This window comes from Nitrospirota bacterium (assembly GCA_016219645.1).
In the GTDB taxonomy this organism is placed as follows: Bacteria; Nitrospirota; Nitrospiria; order Nitrospirales; family Nitrospiraceae; genus Palsa-1315.
Map to the genome: position 1 here is coordinate 14,151 of JACRLR010000032.1, position 22,874 is coordinate 37,024.

The following is a 22,874-nucleotide window of genomic DNA, read 5'->3' on the forward strand; positions in this document are numbered from 1 at the left end:
CATCGCAGCACTCAACAATGTGGTCGAATATGGGTCGGCGGCATGACGTGGACGATCACCCATGATTGACAGCGCGGTCTTTGGTGCGGGGGTTCTCGTCGGAGGCATCCTCGGCGCGCTGATTGTCGGGTTCTGGGTTGCGTCCCGCGTACGCGCGAGTCTTCAGGCGCAATTGCTGATTACCGGTGAACGGGCGCAGCGCGCAGAGTCCCTGGCAGACGAATTACGCCGCCAAGCTGAGGAAGATCGTTGTGATCTCAATCGGCTCAGGCAGGATCTTGCGGAGGCCTCCCAAGCCCGTGCGGTGGCGGAGACCAGGGCAGCGGAGACCGCGCTCCATCTCAATGAACAACAGACTCTGCTGGCTCAAGCCAGACAGGAATTGGCTGAGACCTTCCAAGCTCTTTCCGGCGAAGCCCTCAAACAGAACAACGAAGCCTTTCTCAACCTGGCCCGCAGCTCATTCGCGACGCTCCAAGTCGAGGCTAAAGGCGATCTCGCCCAGCGGCAACAGGCGATCGATAATCTGGTCAAACCCCTTCAAGACACGCTGCATCGATACGACGATCAGCTCCGGCAGCTCGAGCAATCTCGGCAAGCCGCCTACGGAGGCCTCGACCAGCATCTCAAGCTCTTGGCCGAATCGCAGCAGCGGCTGCAGTCAGAGACCGGCAACCTGGTAAAGGCATTGCGCGCGCCGGCCATCCGCGGCCAATGGGGAGAAATCACGCTCAAGCGCGTGGCAGAGTTGGCCGGCATGGTCGCCCATTGCGATTTTTTCGAACAGGAGTCTATTGCGAGTGACGAAGGACGGCTTCGCCCTGACATGGTCGTGCAGCTGCCGGGCGGGCGGCAGATCATCGTGGACGCCAAGACTGTTTTGGCTGGTTATCTGGATGCGCACGAAGCTTCGACCGAGGAGCAGCGTCTTGAAGGCCTGCGCCGTCATGCAGCTCAAGTCCGGTCGCGGATGGATGAATTAAGTCTGAAAGCCTACTGGAATCAATTCGCGCAGGCCCCGGAATTTGTCGTGCTGTTTCTGCCAGGCGAACAGTTTCTTGGCGCAGCGCTGGAGCACGATCCACGGCTCATCGAGGATGGGTTCCTCCGAAGCGTGGTTCTTGCCACCCCTACGACGCTCATGGCGCTTTTACGGGCAGTCGCCTATGGATGGCGACAGGAGCGATTAACCGAGCATGCGGAGGAAGCCGGACGGTTGGGGAAGGACCTCTACGAGCGGATGGCCGTGCTGACAGAACATGTGAATGACGTCGGACAGGCGCTCGGGAAGAGCGTCCTGGCATACAACAAGGCAGTCGGGTCGCTCGAAACGAGAATCCTGCCAGCGGCCAGACGGTTCAAGGAGCTTGGGGTCTCATCGGAGAAAGAGATTCCCATGTTGGATCCGGTAGAACTGGTTTCCCGTAAGGCGTTGCCGTTTGACAGTGAATAAGGAGTACCAGATGCCAGACAAACAGGCCATGGTAGAAGCCTTCCACCGGACATTCGATATCACTGTCAATCCAGTTCCGACCGTCGCCGACAAGCAGACCTGTGGGCTACGCGTCACACTCATTCAGGAGGAGTTCGATGAGTTGAAACAGGCCCTGGTGGCAGAAGATCTTTCGTCCATTGCAAAAGAAATGGCAGACCTCCTCTATGTCGTCTATGGCACCGCTGTGTCCTATGGCATCGACATGGACCCAGTTTTCAGAGAAGTGCATCGGTCTAACATGAGCAAAGTCGGTGGCTATAAGCGGGAAGATGGGAAGTGGGTGAAGCCGGCTACATATTCCCCTGCCCGCATCGAACCGATTCTAGCGGAGCAAGGGTCGGTCCAACCCAAGGTCTGTTCTGGTCCAGGGGACGACTGCACTGACCAAATCACAGGACGTCCTTTATCCCTGTAATCGACCAGGAGGACAGAGCCAGTTCCCTGAAAAGCCCGTCGATGTGCATCTGTGTCGATGCCGGTTCCTAGGCCCTTCGTGAGTGAAGAGTCATAACCTCGACTCAACCTGTTGCGCGACTCTTCCTGGCCGGTGTTTTTGCTAAAAGGTTATCGATCAATCGGATCGCCCCGATCCGGACCGCCCCCAAGAGTACCGCACGATCTGCGACGACGGACAGAGGTTCCAGACTGTTCTGGTCACAGACGGCCAGGTACTCGACATGAATGGTCGGTGCCTGTTCAAGCGTCTGCCGCATGACTCGCTCGATCACCATCACGTCGCTTGTCCCATCCTCGATCATCTGCTGGCCTGATCGGAGTGCCTGAGAGAGCAAGGGGGCAATCCGACGTTCGTCGGCATTGAGATAGATGTTGCGAGAACTCATGGCCAGCCCATCCGGCTCTCTGACGGTCGGGCCTACCTGAATTCTCACACCGAGATTGAGGTCATCCACCAGTTGTCGAACCAGGGCTGCCTGTTGGTAATCTTTCTGGCCGAATAGGGCGAGATGGGGCCGTACCATGCAGAAGAGTTTTGTCACCACCGTGGCGACGCCGGCGAAGTGATGGGGCCTGGCTGCTCCTTCCCATCGGCGCGCAAGCGCCGGGACTGTCACGGTCGTCTGAAAGCCCTGGGGGTACATGGTCTGGGCTGCCGGTTCAAAACAGGTATCCACCCCTTCCTCGCGGCACAGTGCCCGATCGCGGGCAATCGGGCGGGAATAAGTCGACAAATCTTCAGTTGGGCTGAACTGTGAAGGGTTCACAAAGATACTGACGACGAGTGCATCACAGCATAATCGAGCGGTCCGAATGAGGGAGCGGTGGCCGTCGTGCAGCGCGCCCATCGTGGGGACGAATCCGATGGTCACACCTTCACGGTGGAGTCGATCGCTCCATGACGCCATGGATCGTGCAGTGCGGATAATCTTCATGAGCCTGGATGCGTGCTGCAGGAAGGGCGAGACCCATAGCGGGTAGAAGGCTGGGGAAATAGCAGTCGAACCTCGGACTGCTTTCCAGCCTCGGCAAGTAACTGACTGATCGTGCGCTGGAGTGCCGGATGTAGGAATAGGGGGTCAAGTTCGCTCAGCGGCATGAGGACAAATCGGCGCTGGTGCATCCGGGGATGCGGCACCACAAGGTCCGGTTCGTTGATAATCTGTTGGCCGTAGAACAGAATATCCAGATCGATGGTCCTGGGGCCGGATCGATCGTCCGCGTCCCGGCCAAGTGCGAGTTCGATCTCCCGCAAAATAGCCATGAGGCTCTTCGGCGTGACATCCGTCTCAAGTTGCACGACGCCGTTCAGGAACCACCCATCGCCTGGTTGAGCATGGTCGTACACTGGTTCTGTTTCATACAGCAACGATATACCCACGACTTGCGAGTGTGGCAACAGGGTCAAGAGCGTCACCGCACGGTCGCAGAAATCCACCCGGTCCCCGACGTTGGACCCAAATCCGATGAAGACCGTTTCCCGTCCCATCTTCTCTTCCCCCTTTCCACAAGGGTGATGGTCTAGTGTCGTGAGTCGGAGTGCCGAGGCGAGGGCTCACTGCGCGCGACATTCTCACCCACCCAACCCCGAGTGCGCCGAGACGCGCTCTTGTCCCAAGCGAGCACAGCTTTATCGTGCGCGTTCCGCGAGCGAGGAACTCGCCTCGGTACTCCGACTCCAGTCTAAAATCCCGCCTTCTTCATACGCTCAACCGCCTCTGCTAACCGTTCCTTCGTCGTGCAGACCGTCATCCTGATATACCCTTCGCCCGGCGCGCCGAACCCATTGCCTGGCGTCGTCACGATCCCAGCCTTCTCCAGCAAGTGGGCGGTGAACGAAGCGGAAGTATACCCGTTAGGAACGGTCACCCAGATATAGAATGCAGCAGGCGGCAGATCGACTTCCAGGCCGAGCTTCTTCAAGCCCGGCACCAATGTGTCGCGCCGCTCTTGATAGATCTTTCGAATGCCGTCGGTCACGGAATCATCCAGTCCCAGCGCCGTAATCCCGGCGGCCTGCACTGCTTCGAACACGCCGGAGTCCAGATTGCTTTTCACCTTGCCAAGTCCGGCCAAGACGTCTTTATGGCCGACGGCAAAACCGATACGCCAGCCGGTCATGTTGTATGTTTTCGAGAGTGAGTGGAACTCCACACCGACGTCTTTGGCTCCGTCGATTTCCATGAAGCTCGTGGGGCGCTTTCCGTCGTAGTAAATCTCTGAATAGGCCGCGTCGTGACAGACGATCACCTGGTTCTCTTGCGCGAACTCCACCACGCGCTTGAAGTAGTCCTTGCTCATGATGACCGACGTTGGATTGTTCGGGGAATTCAGCCACATCAACTTCGCTTTCCTGGCGACGTCTTTCGGAATTGCAGTCAGGTCTGGTAGGAACCCCTTCGCCTTCGTCAGCGGCATGAGGTGTGACACACCCCCTGAGAAACTTGTGCCGACCGGATAGACGGGATATCCAGGGCTGGGCACGAGCACGGTATCGCCAGGATCGACGAATGCCAGATGAATGTGACCGATCCCTTCTTTAGACCCGATCAAGGTCAGGACTTCGTTCGCCGGATCGAGCGTCACATTGAATCGGCGTTTGTACCAATCGGCTACCGCTTTGCGGAACGCCGGCATACCTTCGTAGGAGGGATATTGGTGATGTTTCGCGTTCTTTGCCGCTAAGGCCAAGCTCTCGATAATCGGAGCCGGCGTCGGCAGATCAGGATCACCGATGCCGAGATTGATGATATCGACACCCTTGGAAATTGCGGCCTGCTTCATCTTATCGATCGCGGCGAACAGATAAGGAGGCAGAGTCTTAATTCGAGTGGCAACTTCAATGGGGAAACCGGCCATTTTATGAACTCTCCTTTTCTAGATAAGGCGCGATTGGGCGCAATCGAAGGCTCTAACAGGCTGAGAGACGAGTGTGGGCCCCTGAGAAATCAATGAGCTGCATCTCTGAAATCGCGAATGAATGTCCCACAGGATGCTCAAAATGGCCAGACTTCTCACCCACCCAACCCCGGCAGTTATTTCACCCGCCCGCCCAGAGTCTGCCAAGACAGACTCTTCACCCTTGGACGCGCCGTTCCGCAGGCAAGACCTCAGCGAGTGAAGGGCCGAGGCGTACCCTCTGGGGTACGTTGAGGGTCTGAGCGATGCGACCTGCCTGCGCGAAGCGCTTCGGCGGAGGCAGGGAACGCCGCTGGCGGACTTTTTCAGCATCCTGCTAGGCTACTTCAGGAACGTGGCAGGAATCAACGTGCAGAATCTAGCAGATGGGCAACCAACCGATCGGCGGTTCGATGGAGTTGTGGGAGATGAGAAAGTGCGGTCGATTTGACTTTCTCTCCAGCCAGACCTGCCCTCATGAGGTCTGGCGCACATTCCAGGCACAGCGAGTCGATGCCAGACGGCTCCATCTCCACATGAAAAAGAAGCCCATAGGCTCGTGCACCATAACGGAAGGCCTGTAACGGGGCAATCTCGGAACCGGCTAGCGGTACGCAAGACTCCGGCAGATCGAACACCTCGCCATGCCATTCAAAGACCTGGAAGGTCTCGGGGCAGGCACCGAACACGGGATCACTCTTGCCCTCTTTCGTGAGATGAACAGGTGTCATCCCAATCTCCAGTTCTTTGCCGGATCGTACCTTGGCTCCCAGCGCCTTCGCCATAAATTGACTGCCAAGACAAACGCCGATCACCGGCTTGCTGGCCAAGATCGCTGCTCGAATGAACTCCGTCTCCTCGGTAATCCAGGGGTCAGGATCATTCACCGACATCGGCCCACCCATGACGATCAACACATCGCCCGCATCCTTCGGCAGTCCTCGTTGCGGGACGAGGTAGCGTTCCAGGCTTACCCCGCGCGCAGCCAGCGCCGTCGCGAAGGCTCCCGGCCCTTCAAAAGGGACGTGTTGGAGGCAAATGGCTCGGAGCATGATGCTTCAGGTCGAATGAGCGGGAATGACAACAAGTACGCCTGGGTTTTCTCTGAGGTGAAACATACACTGTCTTCCGTCTCTCCGGCAAGAGGAGCGGCTAGCCTCTCCTGATCCCGCTGCGCTAGAATCACCCGCATGACGCATTTCATCAAATCGAAAGAAGATCTGCGTTGGCTCATGGCCCATACCGGCGGGTTTCGTGGCGGCTATGTGACAGATGTGCAAGTGGCAAAACGCCGGCTGTTGGACGAAGCGTCGGGCCTCGAGGTGCCGGCTGGGACGACGGTCACGGTCGTGATCCGTTATCGCATGCGTCAGATGGCTCGTGTCGTCAAGCTCACGATGACCGGTGTGACGGACTTCTCGATGTTCGAGCAGGAAGGGGCCGATTGCTCGACGTTGGGGGTGATTCAAGCGGAGTTGAACGACGGGAACCTCCGTTTCTGGTTCGATCCGCAGGGTGAACTCTATGTAGTGTGTGAGGAAGCCCAGCTGGAAGAAGTGGCAGCGCCAAGCCTGGAACCTCTCTCGTTGGAACAGGTGGCTCAATGGACATTTCAGAGTGCTGTGCCGGAGTGGCCGACGGTGACATGGTTCTTGGCAGAGTTGGATGTCGCAGGTGTTCCCTGTACCTGGAGAGTCATGACGTCGGCGGCGGGTCGTCATCCTTCTATTCAGTGGGAAGGAGATCTCCTTCCGGCCTCGATGCAAGGATCAGAGGGGATTACCGGGGTTCACTGTATGTTGTACGGGCCGCTCGATGGTCCAGGATTCGGCATGGTCCTTCGAGTTCGCGGAGCGCAAGATCGCCGCACCGGTCAGGTGCTCTCAATCCTGGCGGACCTGATCGCCCAGCGGTTCTCCGGCCAGTGTCTGGTGGGCAATACAATCATTCCGGGTGAAGAATGGCAGAATTGGAGATCATTGGGGCAGCAACGAGGCGCTGATGAGTAATGCGAGGGACGAGACGGGGGAGTATTCGTCCGGTTACTTTGGTTGATCTTGTTGGCCTGGTAGGCTCTTACACCAGCGCCTCACCGGGGGCTGGCTCCGTCAAATGTGTGCCGTTGCGATGGACATAGGCCGCAGCGCCGTTCCCGTTCTTGCTGCCGTTGATGTGCGTCTTGCCGTTCACATATTTTTCGTTCACACATTCCACCAGGGCCCAGAGTCGAAACGGGTTCACATTCTGCTTCCGGGAGACGTGGAGCTGCGTCCCTTCCAGCACAGTCTGGAGTGCCAGATCCGTCCGCCATCCTAGGTTCTTCGTGATGGGGGAAAGCACTTTTTCGATGGCGGCGATGAACTTATTATCATTACTGAAGTGATTCAGCATGATGATCCGTCCGCCAGGCCGGCAAACACGTATCATTTCGCTGACGACTTTGCGGTAGTCGGGGACAGCGGTCACGACGTAGGCTGCGACGACGGTATCGAAACTGTCGTCCTTGAATTCCATCGCGGCTGCGTCCATTCGGTGGAGTTGAACATGGTCCATACAGTGTTCTGCCGCTCGCTGCTTCGCTTGGTCCAGCATGCCTTCCGAAAAATCAATGCCGACGATCTGGCAATGGCGCGGGTACATCGGCAAGGCCAGTCCTGTTCCGACTCCCACTTCGAGGATTTTTTCATCACACTGGGCATTCAAATTCCGGATCACTGACTGGCGCCCTTCGTGAAACACTTTCCCGAAAACTCGATCGTAGATTTTCGCGTAGGATGTATACACACGCTCAACTTTTTCTAAATTCATATCACCTCCGACTCCATTAGTACTCAAGGTAACTTGCGCTCCTCGACACAGGGGGTATGAGCCGACTGCCGCAACTACAAAGGGGAAAATGTGCGGCGGAGCACCTGACATGGAGCGAGGGGACCCGCCTGAACAACAGTTCGGCTACTCTAGCCAACTCATTGCGACGAGTCAACAGATTATCTGGGCCAGGTCGCTTGATTCACCTGCGGCCCCTATGGGATAGGTACAGGCATGATGTTCGCTGGCTTCTTTGCTGGTGCATTGTGTCTCGGTCTTATTCTTGGAGACTGGTTCTATTTCATGCGTCTCACTCCTGATGCGGGCCGGTACGGATGTGGGGTTGCCCGCACCTATGACCGACTCGCACCTATAACCATGAAGCAGTTGGCTGACCGGTTTGATGCCGATGGTCTTTTGGCCTTGCCGCATGGAACAGCGCGGTTATATCAAGATCTCAACCAGATCGTGATTCGCCAGAAGTACAGGCTGTTTGCCATGGGTTTTCGGACATTGTGGCCGCTAAAAGGGTTGGTCTCCTTGTCTCACGAAGGCGATGCACTCGCAGTGCTCTGCCGAAAGCTCACGCCCTGGTCCTCGGCTCTTCTCACAGGCCTCTGGTTTATTCTCGTGGTTGTCGGTACCGTGGGAGCCCTGATTTCCCTCTTCGTTGAAGGAGAACTGGTAGCCCTCGGTGGAATGGTGCTGGCATTTGGGATTCTAGGATTGGGGCTTGTGTTTTTACTCTCCGGAGCCATTACAGTTGTGTTTGCCTATCGGTTAGAGAATGCCCGGCTTACAATGGTGTATCAAGAACTCCGCGAAGTGCTTGAGGGAGTCAAGGTGCAGGCTTGAACAAACCCGGTTTGTTTCGTGTGTTAGGTCTCTTTGATTGAACGAAATAAACCAAAGAAACCAAACAGACCAAATAAACGAGATTACGAAAGGTACAGTCTCAGGAACTGCTCGTATTCGGCAGGGAGATTCAGGTTGGCCCTGTTGCGGGCGAGCCCTGCAATGATGCCGCGATGCTTCTTGCTGAGGCCAGACGATTGGAAGGCCTGACGGAAATACTGCCATCGCGCTGTCGCGTCGGTGGCCAGACGTTCTTGTTCCACCGGCGGCAGCGCATGGACCGAAGTTGTGAGGGAGCGAAGGGCGTTTTCGATGCTCTCATAGGGTGGCGCCAGCTTGAGTCGGCCGTAGAATGTTTCGAGGTGATAGCGAAATTCCTCTCGAAGCGTCATGGTATGATCGGTTAAGGGATTTATCGGTTTAGACATGGCGGCCAGGACAGACGAATGATACGGGATGGCCTATCGTCATGACAACAGGCTCGTGAAGACCGTCGCCATCCAAGGTAGCCCTCGTGAGGGGTAGTCAGCTGTACGATCTACAAGAAGCAATATCCATGTTGACAAGAAACATCGCTCGCGCTATTATGCCTCTACTATCTCAGTCCGATTCACAGTAATCTCCACACACAAGACTTCCGGGGCGCATCTCGACACAATTCATAATTATTCAGGGGACAGGGGCGAGTCAGCTCGGCATGTGTTCCGGCCTGCAACGATTGAAACTGAGTTGTGCCCTGGTAGCGACGAGCAAAGACAGGTAAGTCCTTCAAGGGTCACCCTCTTTTAGCTGTTATACACGATACAATCATCAAAGCATTACCAATACTAATCTGTTCGTGGACAATTTCCTATAGTTCACCATGTGCGATCGTTGCCGATAATAATAACGATGTAGCCAGGGGATTGAGAGGATATTCATGGCACAAACGAAGGGGGAGGTTATGCATCTCGCGGAGCTAAAGCAGAAGTCCATCGCCGATCTCAATGAGGTGGCGCGCGATCTGAAGATCGATGGAGCACCTAATCTGCGGAAGCAGGAATTGATTTTTGCGATTCTTCAGGCGCAGACCGCGAATAACGGCGTGGTCTTCGGCGAGGGCGTGCTCGAAACGCTCCCTGATGGGTTCGGATTTCTCCGCGCTCCCGATTCGAACTATCTTCCCGGTCCCGACGATATCTACATCTCACCCTCTCAAATCAGGCGTTTCAATCTGCGTACCGGCGACATTGTGTCCGGGCAGATTCGTCCGCCGAAGGAGAGTGAACGGTATTTCGCCTTACTCAAGGTCGAGAAGGTCAACTACGAAGATCCCGAAGTGTCCCGCGACAAGATTCTGTTTGATAACCTGACGCCGCTCTATCCGGAGGAGCGGCTGGTCCTCGAATTCGACCGTGAAGAATATTGCACCAGGGTGATGGATCTCACGACTCCGATCGGCAAGGGCCAGCGTGGATTAATCGTCGCGGCTCCCCGAACCGGGAAAACGATGCTGCTCCAGGCCATCGCCCGGGCCATTCTGAAAAATCACAAGGAAGTGACCTTGATCGTGCTGCTCATCGATGAACGGCCGGAAGAAGTCACAGACTGGCAGCGGCAGGTGAAGGCCGAAGTCATCAGCTCCACTTTCGATGAGCCGGCCCAGCGTCATGCTCAAGTGGCTGAGATGGTACTCGAAAAAGCCAAGCGACTGGTCGAACATAAAAAAGATGTCGTCGTTCTGCTGGACAGCATTACCCGTCTGGCTCGTGCCTACAATACCATTGCGCCCCCAAGCGGCAAGGTCTTATCGGGAGGTCTGGACTCGAACGCGCTCCAGCGGCCAAAGCGGTTCTTCGGGGCGGCTCGAAACATCGAAAACGGCGGCAGCCTCACCATTATGGCGACCGCGCTTGTCGACACCGGCAGCAGGATGGATGATGTAATTTTTGAAGAGTTCAAAGGGACCGGCAATATGGAAGTCCATCTCGATCGCCGTTTGGCCGACAAGCGGCTCTTCCCGGCCATCGATATCAGTCAGTCCGGGACGAGAAAAGAAGAATTGTTGGTGGACAAGGATCGTCTCAACAAGATGTGGATTCTGCGCAAGGTATTGAGTCCGTTAGGGACGATGGAAGCCATGGAATTTCTGATGGACAAGTTGCATGGCACCAAGACAAATCAGGAATTCCTGCAGTCAATGAATCGATAATATCAGACTTGTATCTGGTTGCTGGGACAGGGTACAGTGACGGGCCTTCGAATGGGCGAAGGCTGATGATCGTGACGTTCTGGGAGTGTGAATTATGAAGAAGGGTATTCATCCCGTGTATCGGGAGGTCGCGGTGCATTGTGCCTGCGGCAACAAATATAAAACCCGGTCGACGGGTGGCGATATCAATGTCGATATTTGTTCGAACTGTCATCCATTTTTTACCGGGACGCAGAAGATCATTGATACCGAAGGGCGCGTTGAACGGTTTAAGAAGAAGTACGCGAAAAAAGCCAAGTAGCTCGAGGAGAGGCCATAGGAGGGACCCTGCTTCGCTGAGGGGCAGGGTCTCTTTGTTTTTGTGCGGCCTTTCTAACAGGCTGCACAAAAATTCAGTTTATACCTAAGACACCGCTGAAATCTCACAGCACAGCGGTGATGTCATAATGGCTCAGGATGCTCAAAAAGACCGTCCAGCAAGGCCGCAGCGAGCGAAGAGGCGAGGCGTACGCTTCGGTACGTTGAGCCTCTGAGCGATGCGAGAACGCCGCTGGCGGACTTTTTCAGCATCCTGCTAAGAGACTGAGAGTGAATCAAAAGGAAACGGGGCCATGGAAGCAGCCTTATTGAAGAAATGGGAAGTGGTGGCAGCGCGATATGATGAGCTGACGAATCAGCTCATGGACCCCTCTATGATGAGCCAACCGGCGCAACTGCATAAAGTCAATAAGGAGCGGACAGACATCGAACCGGTGGCCAAGCTTCTGGCCACCTATCGGGACAATGCCAAGCAGTTGGAGGAAGCCGCTCAAATTCTTGCGGATCCCAGGGCCGGGGTCGAGTTGCATAAGATGGCGGAGGATGAGAGCGTCACGCTTGAGCAACAGCAGCATGAGATCGAGCGGCAAGCCCAGGAGTTGCTCATCCCCAAAGACCCACGCGACGAGAAGAGTCTGCTCCTCGAAATCCGTGCCGGGACCGGTGGTGATGAGGCGGCACTCTTTGCCGGTGCGTTATTTCGGATGTATAGCAAGTACGCTGAGGTCAAGGGTTTCAAGGTCGATGTGGTCGAAGCCACCGAAACAGGGGGCGGGGGCTACAAGGGCGTTGTCGCGCTGATAGAAGGCAAGGGCGCCTACAGTCACTTCAAGTTCGAAGCAGGGGTGCACCGTGTCCAGCGTGTCCCGGTCACAGAAGCCAGTGGCCGGATTCATACCTCGACCGTTACCGTCGCTGTCATGCCTGAGGTGGATGAGGTGGATGTGCAGATCGATCCCATGGATCTCCGGATCGATACCTTCTGCTCATCCGGCGCCGGAGGGCAGAGTGTCAATACGACAAAATCGGCGGTGCGGATCACCCATATCCCGACCGGTGTGGTGGTCAGTTGCCAGGACGAGCGGTCGCAGCTGAAGAATCGTAACAAGGCGATGCGGACCCTGCGAGCTAGAATCGTTGAGGCAGAGAGGGAGAGGCAGGAAGCGGAAATCGCCCAGAGCCGTAAGGCTCAGGTCGGCACGGGCGAGCGAAGCGAGAAAATCCGCACCTACAACTTCCCGCAGAATCGTGTGACTGATCATCGCGTCGGTGTGACCTTACATAAGTTGGAACAGGTGCTCGAGGGCGACCTTGACGAACTTGTCCAGGCTTTGAAGGCGCAGCGGCAGCAGGAAGTGGGAGCGGCATAACATGGATGCAGTTGCGCCGATTCCCCAGTCAGCAAGACAAGTGACAGTCGGTACGGTGATTGCCGAGGCGCGAAGGATGTTGGAGCAGGCCGGTATCGAGAGCGCGGGGCAAGAGGCATTCTGGATCGTGGAGCACCTCCTTCATCTTCCCCCACATCATGTGGTCGCCGAGAAAGATCGACTGTTGTCCCATGCCGAGCTGTTGGCTGCGAGAGAGCTGATCAAGCGGCGGGTTGGTCGTGAACCGTTGCAGTACATTCTGGGGACCCAGGAATTTTGTGGTTTGGAGTTTACGGTGAACCAAGCGGTGCTCATTCCAAGGCCGGAGACCGAGTTGTTGGTTGAATACGCGGCGCAGCGGATTCCCGTCGAGCAACAGGCAAACATCATCGATGTCTGTACGGGGTCTGGGTGCATTGCCGTGGCGATAGCACGTCTGCGGCCTCGTGCGCGGGTGATTGCGACCGATCTCTCAAGCCGATCGCTCGATGTCGCCAGACAGAATGCCACCCGCCATACGGGATGCGAGCGCATCACGTGGTTGGAGGGCGACTTATTGGAACCATTGGCGGAGCAGGGGCTGGAAGGGGCCGTTGACGTCATCGTCTCGAACCCTCCTTATATTGCGGAGGCCGATTGGGCAACACTGCAGCCGGAAGTACGCCTATTCGAACCGCGAGGGGCGCTGGTGGCAGGGCCTCAAGGGACGGAGTTACACGAATGTTTGCTACGGGAGTCCGGTCGGTACGTACGTCCGGGCGGCGCCCTGATCATGGAAATCGGCGCCGGCCAGGCTCGTGCGATGCGTCGGATTGTTGACCGGATACCAGGGTATCGATTTCATCGATTGGTCTATGATGCGGCGGGGCTTGAACGGGTTGTCATCATAGAGCGGGTAGGGACGTAAAAGCGATGGATCGTACGGTCATCATCGGCGGGGTGCCGCTTCGAGGAGAAGTCAAGATCAGCGGAGCGAAGAATGCCACGTTGCCGATCTTGGCCTCCACCATTCTTGGCGGCGGCGAATGCGTCATTACCAACGTGCCTCGCGTGGTGGATGTTCTTACCATGGGCAAGTTGCTGGGCATCTTGGGCGCGAAGGTTCAGCATGAGGGGAATCGCGCGGTCATCAACGCCGCGGTCATCACTTCAACCCAGGCTCCCTACGATCTTGTGAAGACCATGCGGGCCTCCGTACTCGTGTTGGGGCCGCTGTTGGCACGATGGGGAGAAGCGACCGTGTCGATGCCCGGTGGTTGCGCGATTGGGTCGCGGCCCGTCAATCTCCATCTGGCTGGACTCGCCAAGATGGGTGCAGAAGTTTCTATGGAACACGGGTATATTCATGCCAAAGCCAAGCGGCTGAGGGGCGCCCAAATATACTGCGATACGCCGACGGTCACCGGAACAGAAAATTTAATGATGGCAGCGTCGCTTGCCCAAGGGACCACGGTCATTGAAAACGCCGCGAAGGAGCCGGAAGTCGTGGACCTCGCGAATTTTCTGGTGAAGCGAGGGGCTCGCATTGTCGGTGCAGGGTCGGATGTCATTACGATCGAGGGTGTTCGTGAGTTGCACGGGAGCGATCACGACATCATTCCCGATCGCATCGAAACCGGAACGTATCTTGTGGCGGGCGCCATTACGAGAGGAGCGGTGACGCTCGATCGCTGCCATCCGAATCATTTAGATGCATTGCTGATGAAACTGCGTGAGGCCGGTGTCGAGGTCCAAGTCGAGAAGGAACGGATTCACCTCAATGCCGCATCGAGGCTCAAGGGAATCGACTTCCGGACGCTGCCGTATCCAGGGTTTCCCACTGACATGCAGGCGCAAATGGTGGCGTTAATGACGGCGGCTGAGGGCACAAGTGTGATTACCGAGACGGTTTTCGAAAGCCGCTTTATGCATGTTGAAGAGTTGCGACGGATGGGTGCCGAGATTAAGGTCGAAGGCAATCGGGCGGTCGTGACCGGACCGACCAGGTTGGCCGGGGCTCCGGTGATGGCATCCGACCTTCGTGCGAGCGCAGGATTGGTCTTGGCCGGTCTTGCGGCGGAAGGTACGACGGAGATTCTCAGGGTCTACCATCTGGATCGTGGCTATGAACGGATGGAGGAGAAGCTGCGCGGGTTGGGTGCCACGATTACCCGGCACAAAGAGGGAGCGGTTCAGGCCGAGACTTGCTGACATCATGCTGACGATTGCCTTGTCGAAGGGGAAAATGTTGGATCTCACGCTGGATGTCTTTCGCCGAGCTGGCTATGCCCTGGGCAGCTTCTCGAAGGAGAGCCGCCGGCTGGTGTTTCCCTGTCCTGAGATTGGAATGACCTTCCTGATCGTGCGGCCGACCGATGTGCCGGCCTATGTTGAACATGGGGCGGCGGATGTCGGGATTGTCGGGAAAGACGTCTTGATGGAGCAGGACAGCGATGTCTATGAGCCATTGGATTTAGGATTCGGAGCGTGTAGAATTGCCGTCGCCGCGCTCAACGGGCAGGCGTCACGTGACCGGCTTTCATCAAAGATTCGTGTCGCAACCAAGTATCCGAAGGTCACCGAGCGGTATTTCAATCAGCGCGGCATGCCGGTTGAAATCATCAAGCTGTACGGCTCGATTGAACTGGCGCCATTGGTCGGTCTGGCTGATCGAATCGTTGACTTAGTCGAGACGGGCAATACCTTAAAGGCGCATGGCCTGGTCGAGGTGGAGTGCATCGCGCGGTCCACGGCCCGGTTAGTCGTCAATCGAGCGAGTCTGAAGCTAAAGCATGCCGTGGTCACAGAGTTGATAGCAAATCTCCGGACCGCCACCAGCGCACCAACCGGGTCTCGAAAATCCGTTCCGCGCAAGTCTTCGCGCGGGGCAGGTCGAAAGGTTAGGCGGGCACTCAAATGAAAATTGTAGCCTCCACCGAGCGAGCGTTCTCTCCCACACTCAAGAAGGTGACTTCGCGTGCCCGCGTGCAGGGGGCTGCCGTCGAGAAAACGGTCAAGTCGATCCTGCAAGCAGTGGAACGGGGCGGTGATAAAGCGGTCCTCCGCTATACAAAACAATTCGACCGCGTCTCTATGAAAGACTCTGAGCTGCGCGTCACCCCGGAAGAGATTAAAGAGGCCTATTTCCACATCCGGAAAGACGAGGGGGATGCACTCCGGTTCGCAGCCCAGCGGATCACATCATTCCATGAACGTCAGCGCATCAAGACCTGGATGTATCAGGACCACGAGGCCACGCTGGGCCAGGTGGTCACACCGGTCGATGCGGTCGGGGTCTACGTGCCGGGGGGCAAGGCCGTCTATCCCTCCTCAGTCTTGATGTGTGCCATTCCAGCCAAGGTCGCGGGCGTGTCCCGTATAGTGATGTGTACCCCGCCTCAAAAAGGGCCGATCAATCCCTATTTGCTGGTCGCAGCCGACATTGCCGGAGTCACGGAGATCTATCGCGTCGGAGGTGTGCAAGCCATCGGCGCGATGGCCTACGGGACAAAGACGATCCAGCGCGTTGACAAAATCGTGGGCCCCGGCAATATCTATGTGGCGACGGCCAAACGGCTTCTGTACGGTGCAGTAGGACTCGACATGGTGGCAGGTCCGAGCGAACTGCTCGTTGTTGCGGATGGTGAAGCCAAGCCGTCACATGTTGCGGCAGATCTCCTGTGCGAAGCAGAACACGATGAAGATGCACAGGTCTATCTCGTGACCACATCAGCCCAGTTGGCAAAGGACGTGGTGCGACTGATCGAGAGCCAGTTGAAGGGGCTGCAACGGGAGAAAATCGCGGCCAAGTCCATCGCGCGTCATTCGGTGGCCTTCGTGGTCGCTACGATGGATGAAGCGATCCAGATCGCGAACGAAATTGCCCCTGAACATTTGACCCTCTCGGTCGATGAGCCCTTTGAATATTTGGAGAAAATCCGTCATGCGGGGGCGCTCTTCCTGGGGCGGTATACTCCCCCATCGGTCGCGGATTATATCGCTGGTCCGAATCATGTCTTGCCGACCGGTGGGACGGCCCGCTTTTTTTCGGCCCTGTCCGTACACGATTACATCAAGGTGAGCAACATCGTGCACTATACGCGTCAGGAGTTGAGTCGGGTAAAAGATCATCTCGTTCGGCTAGCCCATATCGAAGGGTTCGACGCCCATGCCAAGTCGGCCCAGAGCAGGTTCTCGTGAAGAAAAATGGCTGTGCCCCTCGACAATCGTCAATTCATCGAGCCACGAAAGAAACGGATATCTCTGTCGAATGGACGCTGGATGGCAATGGGCAGGGAAAGATCGACACAGGGATTCGATTCTTCGATCACATGCTGGAGTTGTTGTCCAAGCACGGTTTCTTCGACTTGACCGTCCAAGCCAAGGGCGATATCGACATCGACGAGCATCACACGGTAGAAGATGTCGGCATAGTCATGGGCAAAGCCTTGCATCAGGCCTTGGGGGAGAAGGCGGGGATCAAGCGGTTTGGATTTGCTTCAGCCCCGCTGGATGAAACGCTGGCTCAGGTGACGGTCGACCTTAGCGGTCGGCCCTATCTCGTCTACAACGTGGCATTGCCGGATCGGAAGATCAAAGCCTTCGATTTAGGCTTGTTTGAGGATTTCTTCCAGGCCTTCGTCACCCACGGCGGTTTGAATCTCCACGTAAACCTCATGTATGGCCGCAATCCGCACCACATCATGGAAGCTATCTTCAAAGCGCTAGCTAAGGCGCTCGATCAGGCGACGATGTTGGAAGAGCGGCTGGCAGGGAAGGTGCTGTCGACGAAGGGGCTGTTGTAGCCTGTCGCGGGTCCTGTCACCAATCAGCCCAACCGTCCTCGCACCCCGCCCGGTGTAGGAGGGAATGGGTAACCCGTTAGTCTCCTTTGCTCGCGCAACGCGCGGCCTCCGAAGGCCCTCGTTGGACGCACGCAGCTGGAGACCAATTGGGCCACATCAGATCTTGCAATCACACATCCGACCGCGTTAGGCGCACGCCTTCACGATCGTCGAAGAGAATGTACGGAAGTCGTCCAATTGTTTGGTAATGATGGCATGGACCACGTCCAGATTTAGGCGGGTGTATTCGTGCACAGCCACGTTACGGAAGCCGACCATTCGTTGCATCCGGGTTGCCAGATCGGCTGGGAGAATGCCTGCAGTTTGTAACAACGTAAATGCATCTCGGCTGTCCTGCGGCACGCCGAGCTTCCGCTGGCTGATGACATACATGGCGAGGTCAATGGCTGTTTCGCAGGCACGTTGAAGGTTGAGGACGATCGCGTCTTGCTTCGTCTGGTTCGCCACCAGATTCTGTTTGTTCCCCGCATATTCTTCGAGCACGCGCAGTAGGCATCGTTCGATGGTGGCTGCTTTGTTGAGGACAACATCGTCAGCCATAGATCAGCCCGCGCTGGGTAATGCCTTTCACAATTTCTCGCCGTTCCTCGTTGAGCCGAGCATAGTCTGCATAGGCGTACATCTCGAATGTTCGGTGGGCCGGCTCGTCCGGTGTATCGAGACAGCTTCCGGTCGAGATGACCTGTATCCTCATCACTGTTGATGCCGTGCGTAGGTCAACTAGATCGACATCGCGGTGGAGTTGTGTGGCCAACTCCTGAGAGATCTCAAATCGACGCAACGCGGGAATCGGGTCGCGCGCGAGCACGGCAAGGTCCACATCGCTGCCGGGGTGAGCGGTTCCCTTTGCTTGCGAGCCGAAGCGGTACAGGGCGATGAGGTCGGGTATAGACATTCTGATGTGTTTGATCAACGTCTGATCGTCCATGTCGGGCACCGTCCTTCGTGTCGGATCAGGCTACTGGTTCAGTCTGGCCCTGTCAATCTTCGGGCACTGATTCTTTATTACGGTCTGGTGGATTATTTGCGGTGGCTGGTTATGTTGTTTGCTAGTGGCAGGATCATTCTGGTTGCGGTATTGTTACGACCTCATAGCTAAACTAGGAGCAAGGGTGTGAGAGGAATTAGGATTCTTCCCCCTGACATCCCGCAGGATGCTCAAAAAGGCCGTTCAGCAAGGCCGCAGGCAAGTCGAAACCGGAGGCGTACCCTCTGGGGTACGTTGAGGATTTCGATGAGCCGAGAACGATGCCTGGGAAAAGGCGCGTCTCGGCGCGCCTGGGTTGGGCGGGTGAGAAGGGCGACTTTTTCAGCATCCTGCAAGAAAGTGACATGATTGCGATCATCGATTACGGCATGGGCAATCTCCGTAGTGTCTCCAAGGCCTTTGAGGCAGTGGGGCACCAGGCGATAGTCACGCGTGATCCACGCATGATCGGAAATGCGAGCCATGTTGTCCTGCCTGGTGTCGGGGCTTTTGGGGATTGCATGGCTAATGTCGAGCAGTATGGGCTAGCGGAACCGATTCGCGCGGCGATTCAATCAGGAAAACCTTTTCTGGGAATCTGCCTGGGACTCCAATTGTTGTTTGAAGAAAGTGAGGAATTTGGGACCCACAAGGGGCTCGGTATCATACAAGGCAAGGTCAGACGATTTCCTGTCGATCAGGGGCTGAAAGTACCGCACATGGGTTGGAATAACGTCACGCTTGAACGGCCCTGCCCTCTATTCGAAGGGATTCCTAACGGGTCGTTCTGGTATTTTGTGCATTCGTTCTACGTCGATCCTTCTGACAAAGCTGTTGTGACAACCATGACAGACTATGGAGCGACATTTGTGTCGGCGATCTGGCGGGACAATGTGGTGGCCTGCCAGTTCCATCCAGAGAAGAGTCAGTCCGTCGGGTTACGGTTGATGAAAAATTTTGGATCCTGGCATGTGTAGCGGTCAGGGGTTAGGCGTGAGGGGTGCAGTCATTCGAATGCGACACCAACGAATCATCCCGTTTCAACTGACGCCTCACGTGCTCACGTTGATGTTCCTTGTGCTAACCGTAGTCGGCTGCAGCGGATCGAAAGTGACGACGAAATCGTCCGCAGAATTGCCGCGCTATCAGATCAGAACCATCGCCCTGGTTCCGTTCACGACTCTCGCCACGCCCCAGGTGAGGGATATCGTCGATCCGACCTTCTCGGTGCCAACAGAGGTTCGCCGGAATGATACGGGGATCGTGGTTCCGCCGAATACCGAACAGTCCGTTCGGCAGACAGTCATTGTACCGCCTAGCGCAGGTGAGACAGTTACACAGTTACTGTGGAGCCGGTTGAGGATCAGGCAGGGTATGACGGTCTTGGTACCGAGTGAAGCAGCCAAAGTGCTCGCGTCTCAGGCGACGGCTCGACCTCCGTCCGATGAATCAATGGCGGTGGTGGTGGCAAGACAGCTCAAGGCAGACGCTTCGCTGATCGGCCAAGTGCGGGTGTACCAGGAACGAGTCGGTGGTCGCTTTGGCGCAAGCCCCCCGGCAACGGTGGGTTTTGAAGCGAAGCTTATCGCGGCCGATGGACAGGTACTATGGATCGGCAACTACTACGAGCGTCAGCGGCCGATGATTGAAGACATGAGGGGATTTCTCGATCGGTGGGGCATGTTTGTCACAGCGGAGGAACTGGCAGCCTATGGGGTTGAACAGATGCTCCTCGAGTTCCCGTTTGGAAAGGCAGAGGAGCGGTAGCGCTGATGCTCGTTATTCCCGCGATCGATCTGAAAGACGGCCGCTGCGTCCGGTTACGTCAGGGCGATATGGCAGCCGAGACGGTCTATTCCGACGACGTGCCGGCTGTCGCGAGGCAATGGCAACAAGCTGGTGCGTCGCTGATCCATGTGGTGGACCTGAATGGCGCTGTGGACGGGCAGCCGCGCAATCTTCCTCAGATCGAAGCGATCGTTCGTACTGTGACGGCAAAGGTGCAAGTGGGCGGAGGCATCAGGTCGATTGAGACGGTACGTCGCTATCTCGGCGCGGGCGTGACCAGGGTGGTGCTCGGTACTGCGGCATTGGCCGATCGATCGTTGTTGGAGAAGGCCTGTGTGGAATATCCTCGTCAAATTCTGCTGGGGTTGGATGCGAGGGACGGGAAAGCGGCGGTGCGAGGTTGGACGGCGGTCACAGAGACGAAGGCGACGGATCTACTCAAGGAGCTGGAAGGCCATGCGTTGGGTGCCGTGATCTATACGGACATTGCTCGTGACGGGATGTTGGGCGGTCCGAATCTAGCAGCGTTGCGGGAGGTGGTCGAGTTATCGTCTTTCCCCGTGATCGCGTCAGGCGGGATTTCGCGCGTCGAAGACTTGCGGGCCGTGCAGTCGTTGGGACCACGTGTCGAAGGCGCAATCGTAGGCAAGGCGCTCTACGACGGCAAGCTTGAGTATCGGGCCGCACTTGCGGCCCTTCGTGAGGCGTAAGGGGTTAGGGGTGAAGCGCATGAGGATCAGAACCACTCACCTCACGCCTTACGCCTCACCCCTCACGGTTTACGAATGTTGACCAAACGCATCATTCCCTGCCTCGATGTCAAAGACGGTCGTGTTGTGAAAGGCGTGAGCTTTGTCAATTTGCGCGACGCAGGAGATCCGGTCGAAGTGGCAACGGTCTACGATCGTGAAGGAGCCGATGAGCTCTGCTTCCTGGATATTACGGCATCCCATGAAAATCGAAAGACGATCATCGGTGTGGTCGAGCAGACGGCAGCGCGGGTGTTTATGCCGCTGACTGTCGGCGGAGGAGTCAGAACGCTTGAGGACATCCGGGCGCTGTTGCAGGCTGGCGCGGACAAGGTGAGCATCAATACGGCGGCAGTCGAACGGCCTGAATTTGTGAAGGAAGCGGCGGAGCGCTTCGGAACGCAATGTATCGTCGTGGCGATCGACGCCAAACATCGCGCTGCGCCGGCGGCAGGATGGGAAGTGTTCACCCATGGCGGCCGCAAGTCGACCGGTCTCGACGTCGTCGAATGGGCAAAAGCAATGGCGCAGTATGGCGCAGGTGAGATCTTGCTCACGAGCATGGATCAAGATGGGCAACAGCAGGGTTATGACCTTGCGTTGACTGCCGCCGTGTCAGAAGCTGTGTCGATTCCGGTGATTGCATCGGGCGGTGTCGGGAATTTGGACCACCTCTATGACGGATTTGTCAGGGGTAAGGCCGATGCCGTGTTGGCTGCATCTATTTTCCACTTCCGGACCCACACGATTCCGGAGGCGAAGATCTATCTTCGTCAGAAGGGAGTGGCAGTTCGATAATGGATGTTGGGCAAGTGAAATTCGATGAGCAGGGACTGATTCCGGCAGTCGTGCAGGATTGGCGGGATGGCACGGTGCTGATGGTGGCCTTCATGAATCAAGAGGCTCTACAGAAAACGGTCGAAACCAAGTCCGTGCACTTCTGGAGCAGGTCGCGCCAGATGCTCTGGGAAAAGGGTGAGACGTCCGGCCACAGGCTGCAGCTCAAAGATCTGTTTCTCGATTGCGACGGGGATGCCCTTCTCGTGAAGGTCGAGCCGGTCGGCCCGACCTGCCACACAGGAGAACGGGCCTGCTTCTTTTCTCGTCTAGGCCAGTCGGGGACGAAGACGTCCGAGTCATGGGGCGGAATTCTTGAACGCCTTTCCCAGATGATCCAAGAGCGGAAGCGTCAGCCGTCGAGCGAGTCTTATACCTCAAAGCTCTTGGAAGGCGGTGTCGATCGAATTCTCAAGAAGGTCGTCGAGGAAGCAGGCGAAGTCGCGATTGCCGGGAAGGGTGGAAAGAAGGAGGAAATTGTCTATGAAACGGCGGATCTGTTGTTCCATACCATGGTGGCGTTGGGATACTACGGGATCACGCCGCAGGAGATTTATCAGGAGTTGGCGACCCGCTTCGGGAAGTCAGGCTTGAGGAAAGAAGCCACCAAATGAGCGACTGTCTTTTTTGCAAAATCGTTTCGCGGACTATTCCAGCAGCGCTCATCTATGAAGACGAGCTGGTGGTGGCGTTCGACGATATCAATCCCCAGGCGCCGGTACATTCCCTCGTTATCCCTCGAACACATTTCACCTCGATTGCCGAGCTCCAGGATGCGGACGTCATGCTGCTCGGGCGTTTGCTGCTGGCTGCTAATGCGGTCGCAAAAAAGAAGGGGATTGCCGATACAGGCTATCGCTTCGTCGTCAATACCGGTGTCGATGGTGGCCAGAGTGTGTTTCATCTTCACCTCCATGTCCTGGGCGGGCGCCACATGGGCTGGCCTCCCGGCTAGCGCCTATTCACCAACTGATCCTCCTTTACCAATCAATGTCCTGAATTGGAGAGGGAGCGGCCAGGTGCCCTTCTTGCTCGCAGAACAGAAGCGGGGTTGGAGCCTGATGCACTCCTGTGCTCGCGCAACGCCGCGGCTTCAGAAGGATGCGAGGGGGCAGGCAACCATCCTTCTTGCTCGCAGAGCCCCCACGATAAAGCGGTGGTCGCTCGATGCGCGCAGTGAAGGACGGTTTGCCTGCCCCCTCTGGAAAAATTGAGGAATTGGAAGGGCCTCGCTCGACGGCCGCAGTCAAAACTCCTCACGCCCTTGCTAGGCTGGGCATTGACATGAAGATAAGAAT

Annotated in this window: 26 protein-coding genes; 18 read left to right on the forward strand and 8 right to left on the reverse strand. The window is 56.7% G+C overall.

Annotation, left to right across the window (positions count from 1 at the left end):
- Positions 1 to 61 precede the first annotated feature (61 nt).
- Together rmuC and HZB34_12245 are read left to right on the forward strand one after the other, a co-directional pair.
- A complete protein-coding gene (gene rmuC / locus HZB34_12240) occupies positions 62 to 1,453 on the forward strand; it encodes a DNA recombination protein RmuC (GenBank protein MBI5316734.1) in 1,392 nt (463 codons plus the stop codon).
- A gap of 10 nt (positions 1,454 to 1,463) precedes the next feature.
- Positions 1,464 to 1,910 carry a nucleoside triphosphate pyrophosphohydrolase family protein gene (locus HZB34_12245; GenBank protein MBI5316735.1) on the forward strand — a complete coding sequence of 149 codons (447 nt, stop codon included), beginning with the start codon at positions 1,464 to 1,466 and terminating at the stop codon, positions 1,908 to 1,910.
- 103 nt (positions 1,911 to 2,013) lie between these two features.
- Here HZB34_12245 and HZB34_12250 read toward each other — a convergent pair whose 3' ends face one another.
- The 4 genes from HZB34_12250 to HZB34_12265 all read right to left on the reverse strand — a co-directional run bounded on the left by HZB34_12250 (position 2,014) and on the right by HZB34_12265 (position 5,901).
- The gene (locus HZB34_12250; GenBank protein ID MBI5316736.1) at positions 2,014 to 2,886 is read right to left on the reverse strand and encodes a pantoate--beta-alanine ligase; all 873 of its coding nucleotides are present in this window, start codon (positions 2,884 to 2,886) and stop codon (positions 2,014 to 2,016) included.
- Positions 2,883 to 3,440: a 2-amino-4-hydroxy-6-hydroxymethyldihydropteridine diphosphokinase gene (gene folK, locus HZB34_12255; protein ID MBI5316737.1), complete on the reverse strand. Its 558-nt coding sequence runs from the start codon at positions 3,438 to 3,440 to the stop codon at positions 2,883 to 2,885. The genes HZB34_12250 and folK overlap by 4 nt, the downstream gene beginning before the upstream one ends.
- Before the next feature lie 194 nt (positions 3,441 to 3,634).
- Positions 3,635 to 4,810: an LL-diaminopimelate aminotransferase gene (locus HZB34_12260; GenBank protein ID MBI5316738.1), complete on the reverse strand. Its 1,176-nt coding sequence runs from the start codon at positions 4,808 to 4,810 to the stop codon at positions 3,635 to 3,637.
- A 404-nt stretch (positions 4,811 to 5,214) separates the two neighbouring features.
- The gene (locus HZB34_12265; GenBank protein MBI5316739.1) at positions 5,215 to 5,901 is read right to left on the reverse strand and encodes a type 1 glutamine amidotransferase; all 687 of its coding nucleotides are present in this window, start codon (positions 5,899 to 5,901) and stop codon (positions 5,215 to 5,217) included.
- 138 nt (positions 5,902 to 6,039) lie between these two features.
- On the opposite strand from HZB34_12265, the gene HZB34_12270 reads away from it, so the two are divergent.
- On the forward strand, positions 6,040 to 6,858 hold the full coding sequence (locus tag HZB34_12270) for a hypothetical protein (GenBank protein MBI5316740.1): 819 nt from the start codon (positions 6,040 to 6,042) through the stop codon (positions 6,856 to 6,858).
- A 67-nt stretch (positions 6,859 to 6,925) separates the two neighbouring features.
- On the opposite strand, the gene HZB34_12275 is transcribed toward HZB34_12270, so the two are convergent.
- A complete protein-coding gene (locus tag HZB34_12275; GenBank protein ID MBI5316741.1) occupies positions 6,926 to 7,657 on the reverse strand; it encodes a methyltransferase domain-containing protein in 732 nt (243 codons plus the stop codon).
- Positions 7,658 to 7,891: 234 nt separating this feature from the next.
- On the opposite strand from HZB34_12275, the gene HZB34_12280 reads away from it, so the two are divergent.
- Positions 7,892 to 8,512 (forward strand): hypothetical protein, encoded by a 621-nt coding sequence (locus HZB34_12280; GenBank protein MBI5316742.1) that lies wholly within the window; start codon positions 7,892 to 7,894, stop codon positions 8,510 to 8,512.
- Between the two features lie 83 nt (positions 8,513 to 8,595).
- Here the strand turns inward: HZB34_12280 and HZB34_12285 are convergent, their stop codons facing one another.
- Positions 8,596 to 8,940 (reverse strand): hypothetical protein, encoded by a 345-nt coding sequence (locus HZB34_12285; GenBank protein ID MBI5316743.1) that lies wholly within the window; start codon positions 8,938 to 8,940, stop codon positions 8,596 to 8,598.
- Positions 8,941 to 9,455: 515 nt separating this feature from the next.
- Between HZB34_12285 and rho the strand changes: the two genes are divergently transcribed.
- The 8 genes from rho to hisB all read left to right on the forward strand — a co-directional run bounded on the left by rho (position 9,456) and on the right by hisB (position 17,175).
- Positions 9,456 to 10,703 (forward strand): transcription termination factor Rho, encoded by a 1,248-nt coding sequence (gene rho, locus HZB34_12290; GenBank protein MBI5316744.1) that lies wholly within the window; start codon positions 9,456 to 9,458, stop codon positions 10,701 to 10,703.
- A gap of 94 nt (positions 10,704 to 10,797) precedes the next feature.
- Positions 10,798 to 11,004: a 50S ribosomal protein L31 gene (rpmE, locus tag HZB34_12295; GenBank protein MBI5316745.1), complete on the forward strand. Its 207-nt coding sequence runs from the start codon at positions 10,798 to 10,800 to the stop codon at positions 11,002 to 11,004.
- A 310-nt stretch (positions 11,005 to 11,314) separates the two neighbouring features.
- Positions 11,315 to 12,391 carry a peptide chain release factor 1 gene (gene prfA / locus HZB34_12300; GenBank protein ID MBI5316746.1) on the forward strand — a complete coding sequence of 359 codons (1,077 nt, stop codon included), beginning with the start codon at positions 11,315 to 11,317 and terminating at the stop codon, positions 12,389 to 12,391.
- A gap of 1 nt (position 12,392) precedes the next feature.
- Positions 12,393 to 13,298 (forward strand): peptide chain release factor N(5)-glutamine methyltransferase, encoded by a 906-nt coding sequence (gene prmC, locus HZB34_12305; GenBank protein MBI5316747.1) that lies wholly within the window; start codon positions 12,393 to 12,395, stop codon positions 13,296 to 13,298.
- Between the two features lie 5 nt (positions 13,299 to 13,303).
- Positions 13,304 to 14,581, forward strand: coding sequence for a UDP-N-acetylglucosamine 1-carboxyvinyltransferase (gene murA, locus HZB34_12310; GenBank protein MBI5316748.1), 1,278 nt, complete (start codon positions 13,304 to 13,306; stop codon positions 14,579 to 14,581).
- Between the two features lie 4 nt (positions 14,582 to 14,585).
- Positions 14,586 to 15,290, forward strand: a complete 705-nt coding sequence (locus HZB34_12315) for an ATP phosphoribosyltransferase (GenBank protein ID MBI5316749.1) — start codon at positions 14,586 to 14,588, stop codon at positions 15,288 to 15,290.
- On the forward strand, positions 15,287 to 16,570 hold the full coding sequence (gene hisD / locus HZB34_12320; GenBank protein MBI5316750.1) for a histidinol dehydrogenase: 1,284 nt from the start codon (positions 15,287 to 15,289) through the stop codon (positions 16,568 to 16,570). Before HZB34_12315 ends, hisD begins: the two co-directional genes overlap by 4 nt.
- The gene (gene hisB, locus HZB34_12325; protein MBI5316751.1) at positions 16,567 to 17,175 is read left to right on the forward strand and encodes an imidazoleglycerol-phosphate dehydratase HisB; all 609 of its coding nucleotides are present in this window, start codon (positions 16,567 to 16,569) and stop codon (positions 17,173 to 17,175) included. Before hisD ends, hisB begins: the two co-directional genes overlap by 4 nt.
- 186 nt (positions 17,176 to 17,361) lie before the next feature.
- Here hisB and HZB34_12330 read toward each other — a convergent pair whose 3' ends face one another.
- Entirely contained in the window at positions 17,362 to 17,775 is a 414-nt protein-coding gene (locus tag HZB34_12330; GenBank protein MBI5316752.1) for a DUF86 domain-containing protein, read from the reverse strand.
- A complete protein-coding gene (locus tag HZB34_12335) occupies positions 17,768 to 18,163 on the reverse strand; it encodes a nucleotidyltransferase domain-containing protein (GenBank protein MBI5316753.1) in 396 nt (131 codons plus the stop codon). The genes HZB34_12330 and HZB34_12335 overlap by 8 nt, the downstream gene beginning before the upstream one ends.
- 404 nt (positions 18,164 to 18,567) lie before the next feature.
- On the opposite strand from HZB34_12335, the gene hisH reads away from it, so the two are divergent.
- The 6 genes from hisH (at position 18,568) to HZB34_12365 (ending at position 22,531) form a co-directional block, all read left to right on the forward strand.
- On the forward strand, positions 18,568 to 19,179 hold the full coding sequence (gene hisH, locus HZB34_12340) for an imidazole glycerol phosphate synthase subunit HisH (GenBank protein ID MBI5316754.1): 612 nt from the start codon (positions 18,568 to 18,570) through the stop codon (positions 19,177 to 19,179).
- A 37-nt stretch (positions 19,180 to 19,216) separates the two neighbouring features.
- Positions 19,217 to 19,969, forward strand: coding sequence for a hypothetical protein (locus HZB34_12345; protein MBI5316755.1), 753 nt, complete (start codon positions 19,217 to 19,219; stop codon positions 19,967 to 19,969).
- 5 nt (positions 19,970 to 19,974) lie between these two features.
- Complete coding sequence (gene hisA / locus HZB34_12350) at positions 19,975 to 20,700, forward strand: 1-(5-phosphoribosyl)-5-[(5-phosphoribosylamino)methylideneamino]imidazole-4-carboxamide isomerase (GenBank protein MBI5316756.1); 726 nt, start codon at positions 19,975 to 19,977, stop codon at positions 20,698 to 20,700.
- Between the two features lie 75 nt (positions 20,701 to 20,775).
- Complete coding sequence (gene hisF, locus HZB34_12355; GenBank protein ID MBI5316757.1) at positions 20,776 to 21,537, forward strand: imidazole glycerol phosphate synthase subunit HisF; 762 nt, start codon at positions 20,776 to 20,778, stop codon at positions 21,535 to 21,537.
- Positions 21,537 to 22,190, forward strand: a complete 654-nt coding sequence (locus tag HZB34_12360; GenBank protein MBI5316758.1) for a bifunctional phosphoribosyl-AMP cyclohydrolase/phosphoribosyl-ATP diphosphatase HisIE — start codon at positions 21,537 to 21,539, stop codon at positions 22,188 to 22,190. Before hisF ends, HZB34_12360 begins: the two co-directional genes overlap by 1 nt.
- On the forward strand, positions 22,187 to 22,531 hold the full coding sequence (locus HZB34_12365; protein ID MBI5316759.1) for a histidine triad nucleotide-binding protein: 345 nt from the start codon (positions 22,187 to 22,189) through the stop codon (positions 22,529 to 22,531). The genes HZB34_12360 and HZB34_12365 overlap by 4 nt, the downstream gene beginning before the upstream one ends.
- The last annotated feature ends 343 nt before the right edge of the window (positions 22,532 to 22,874 follow it).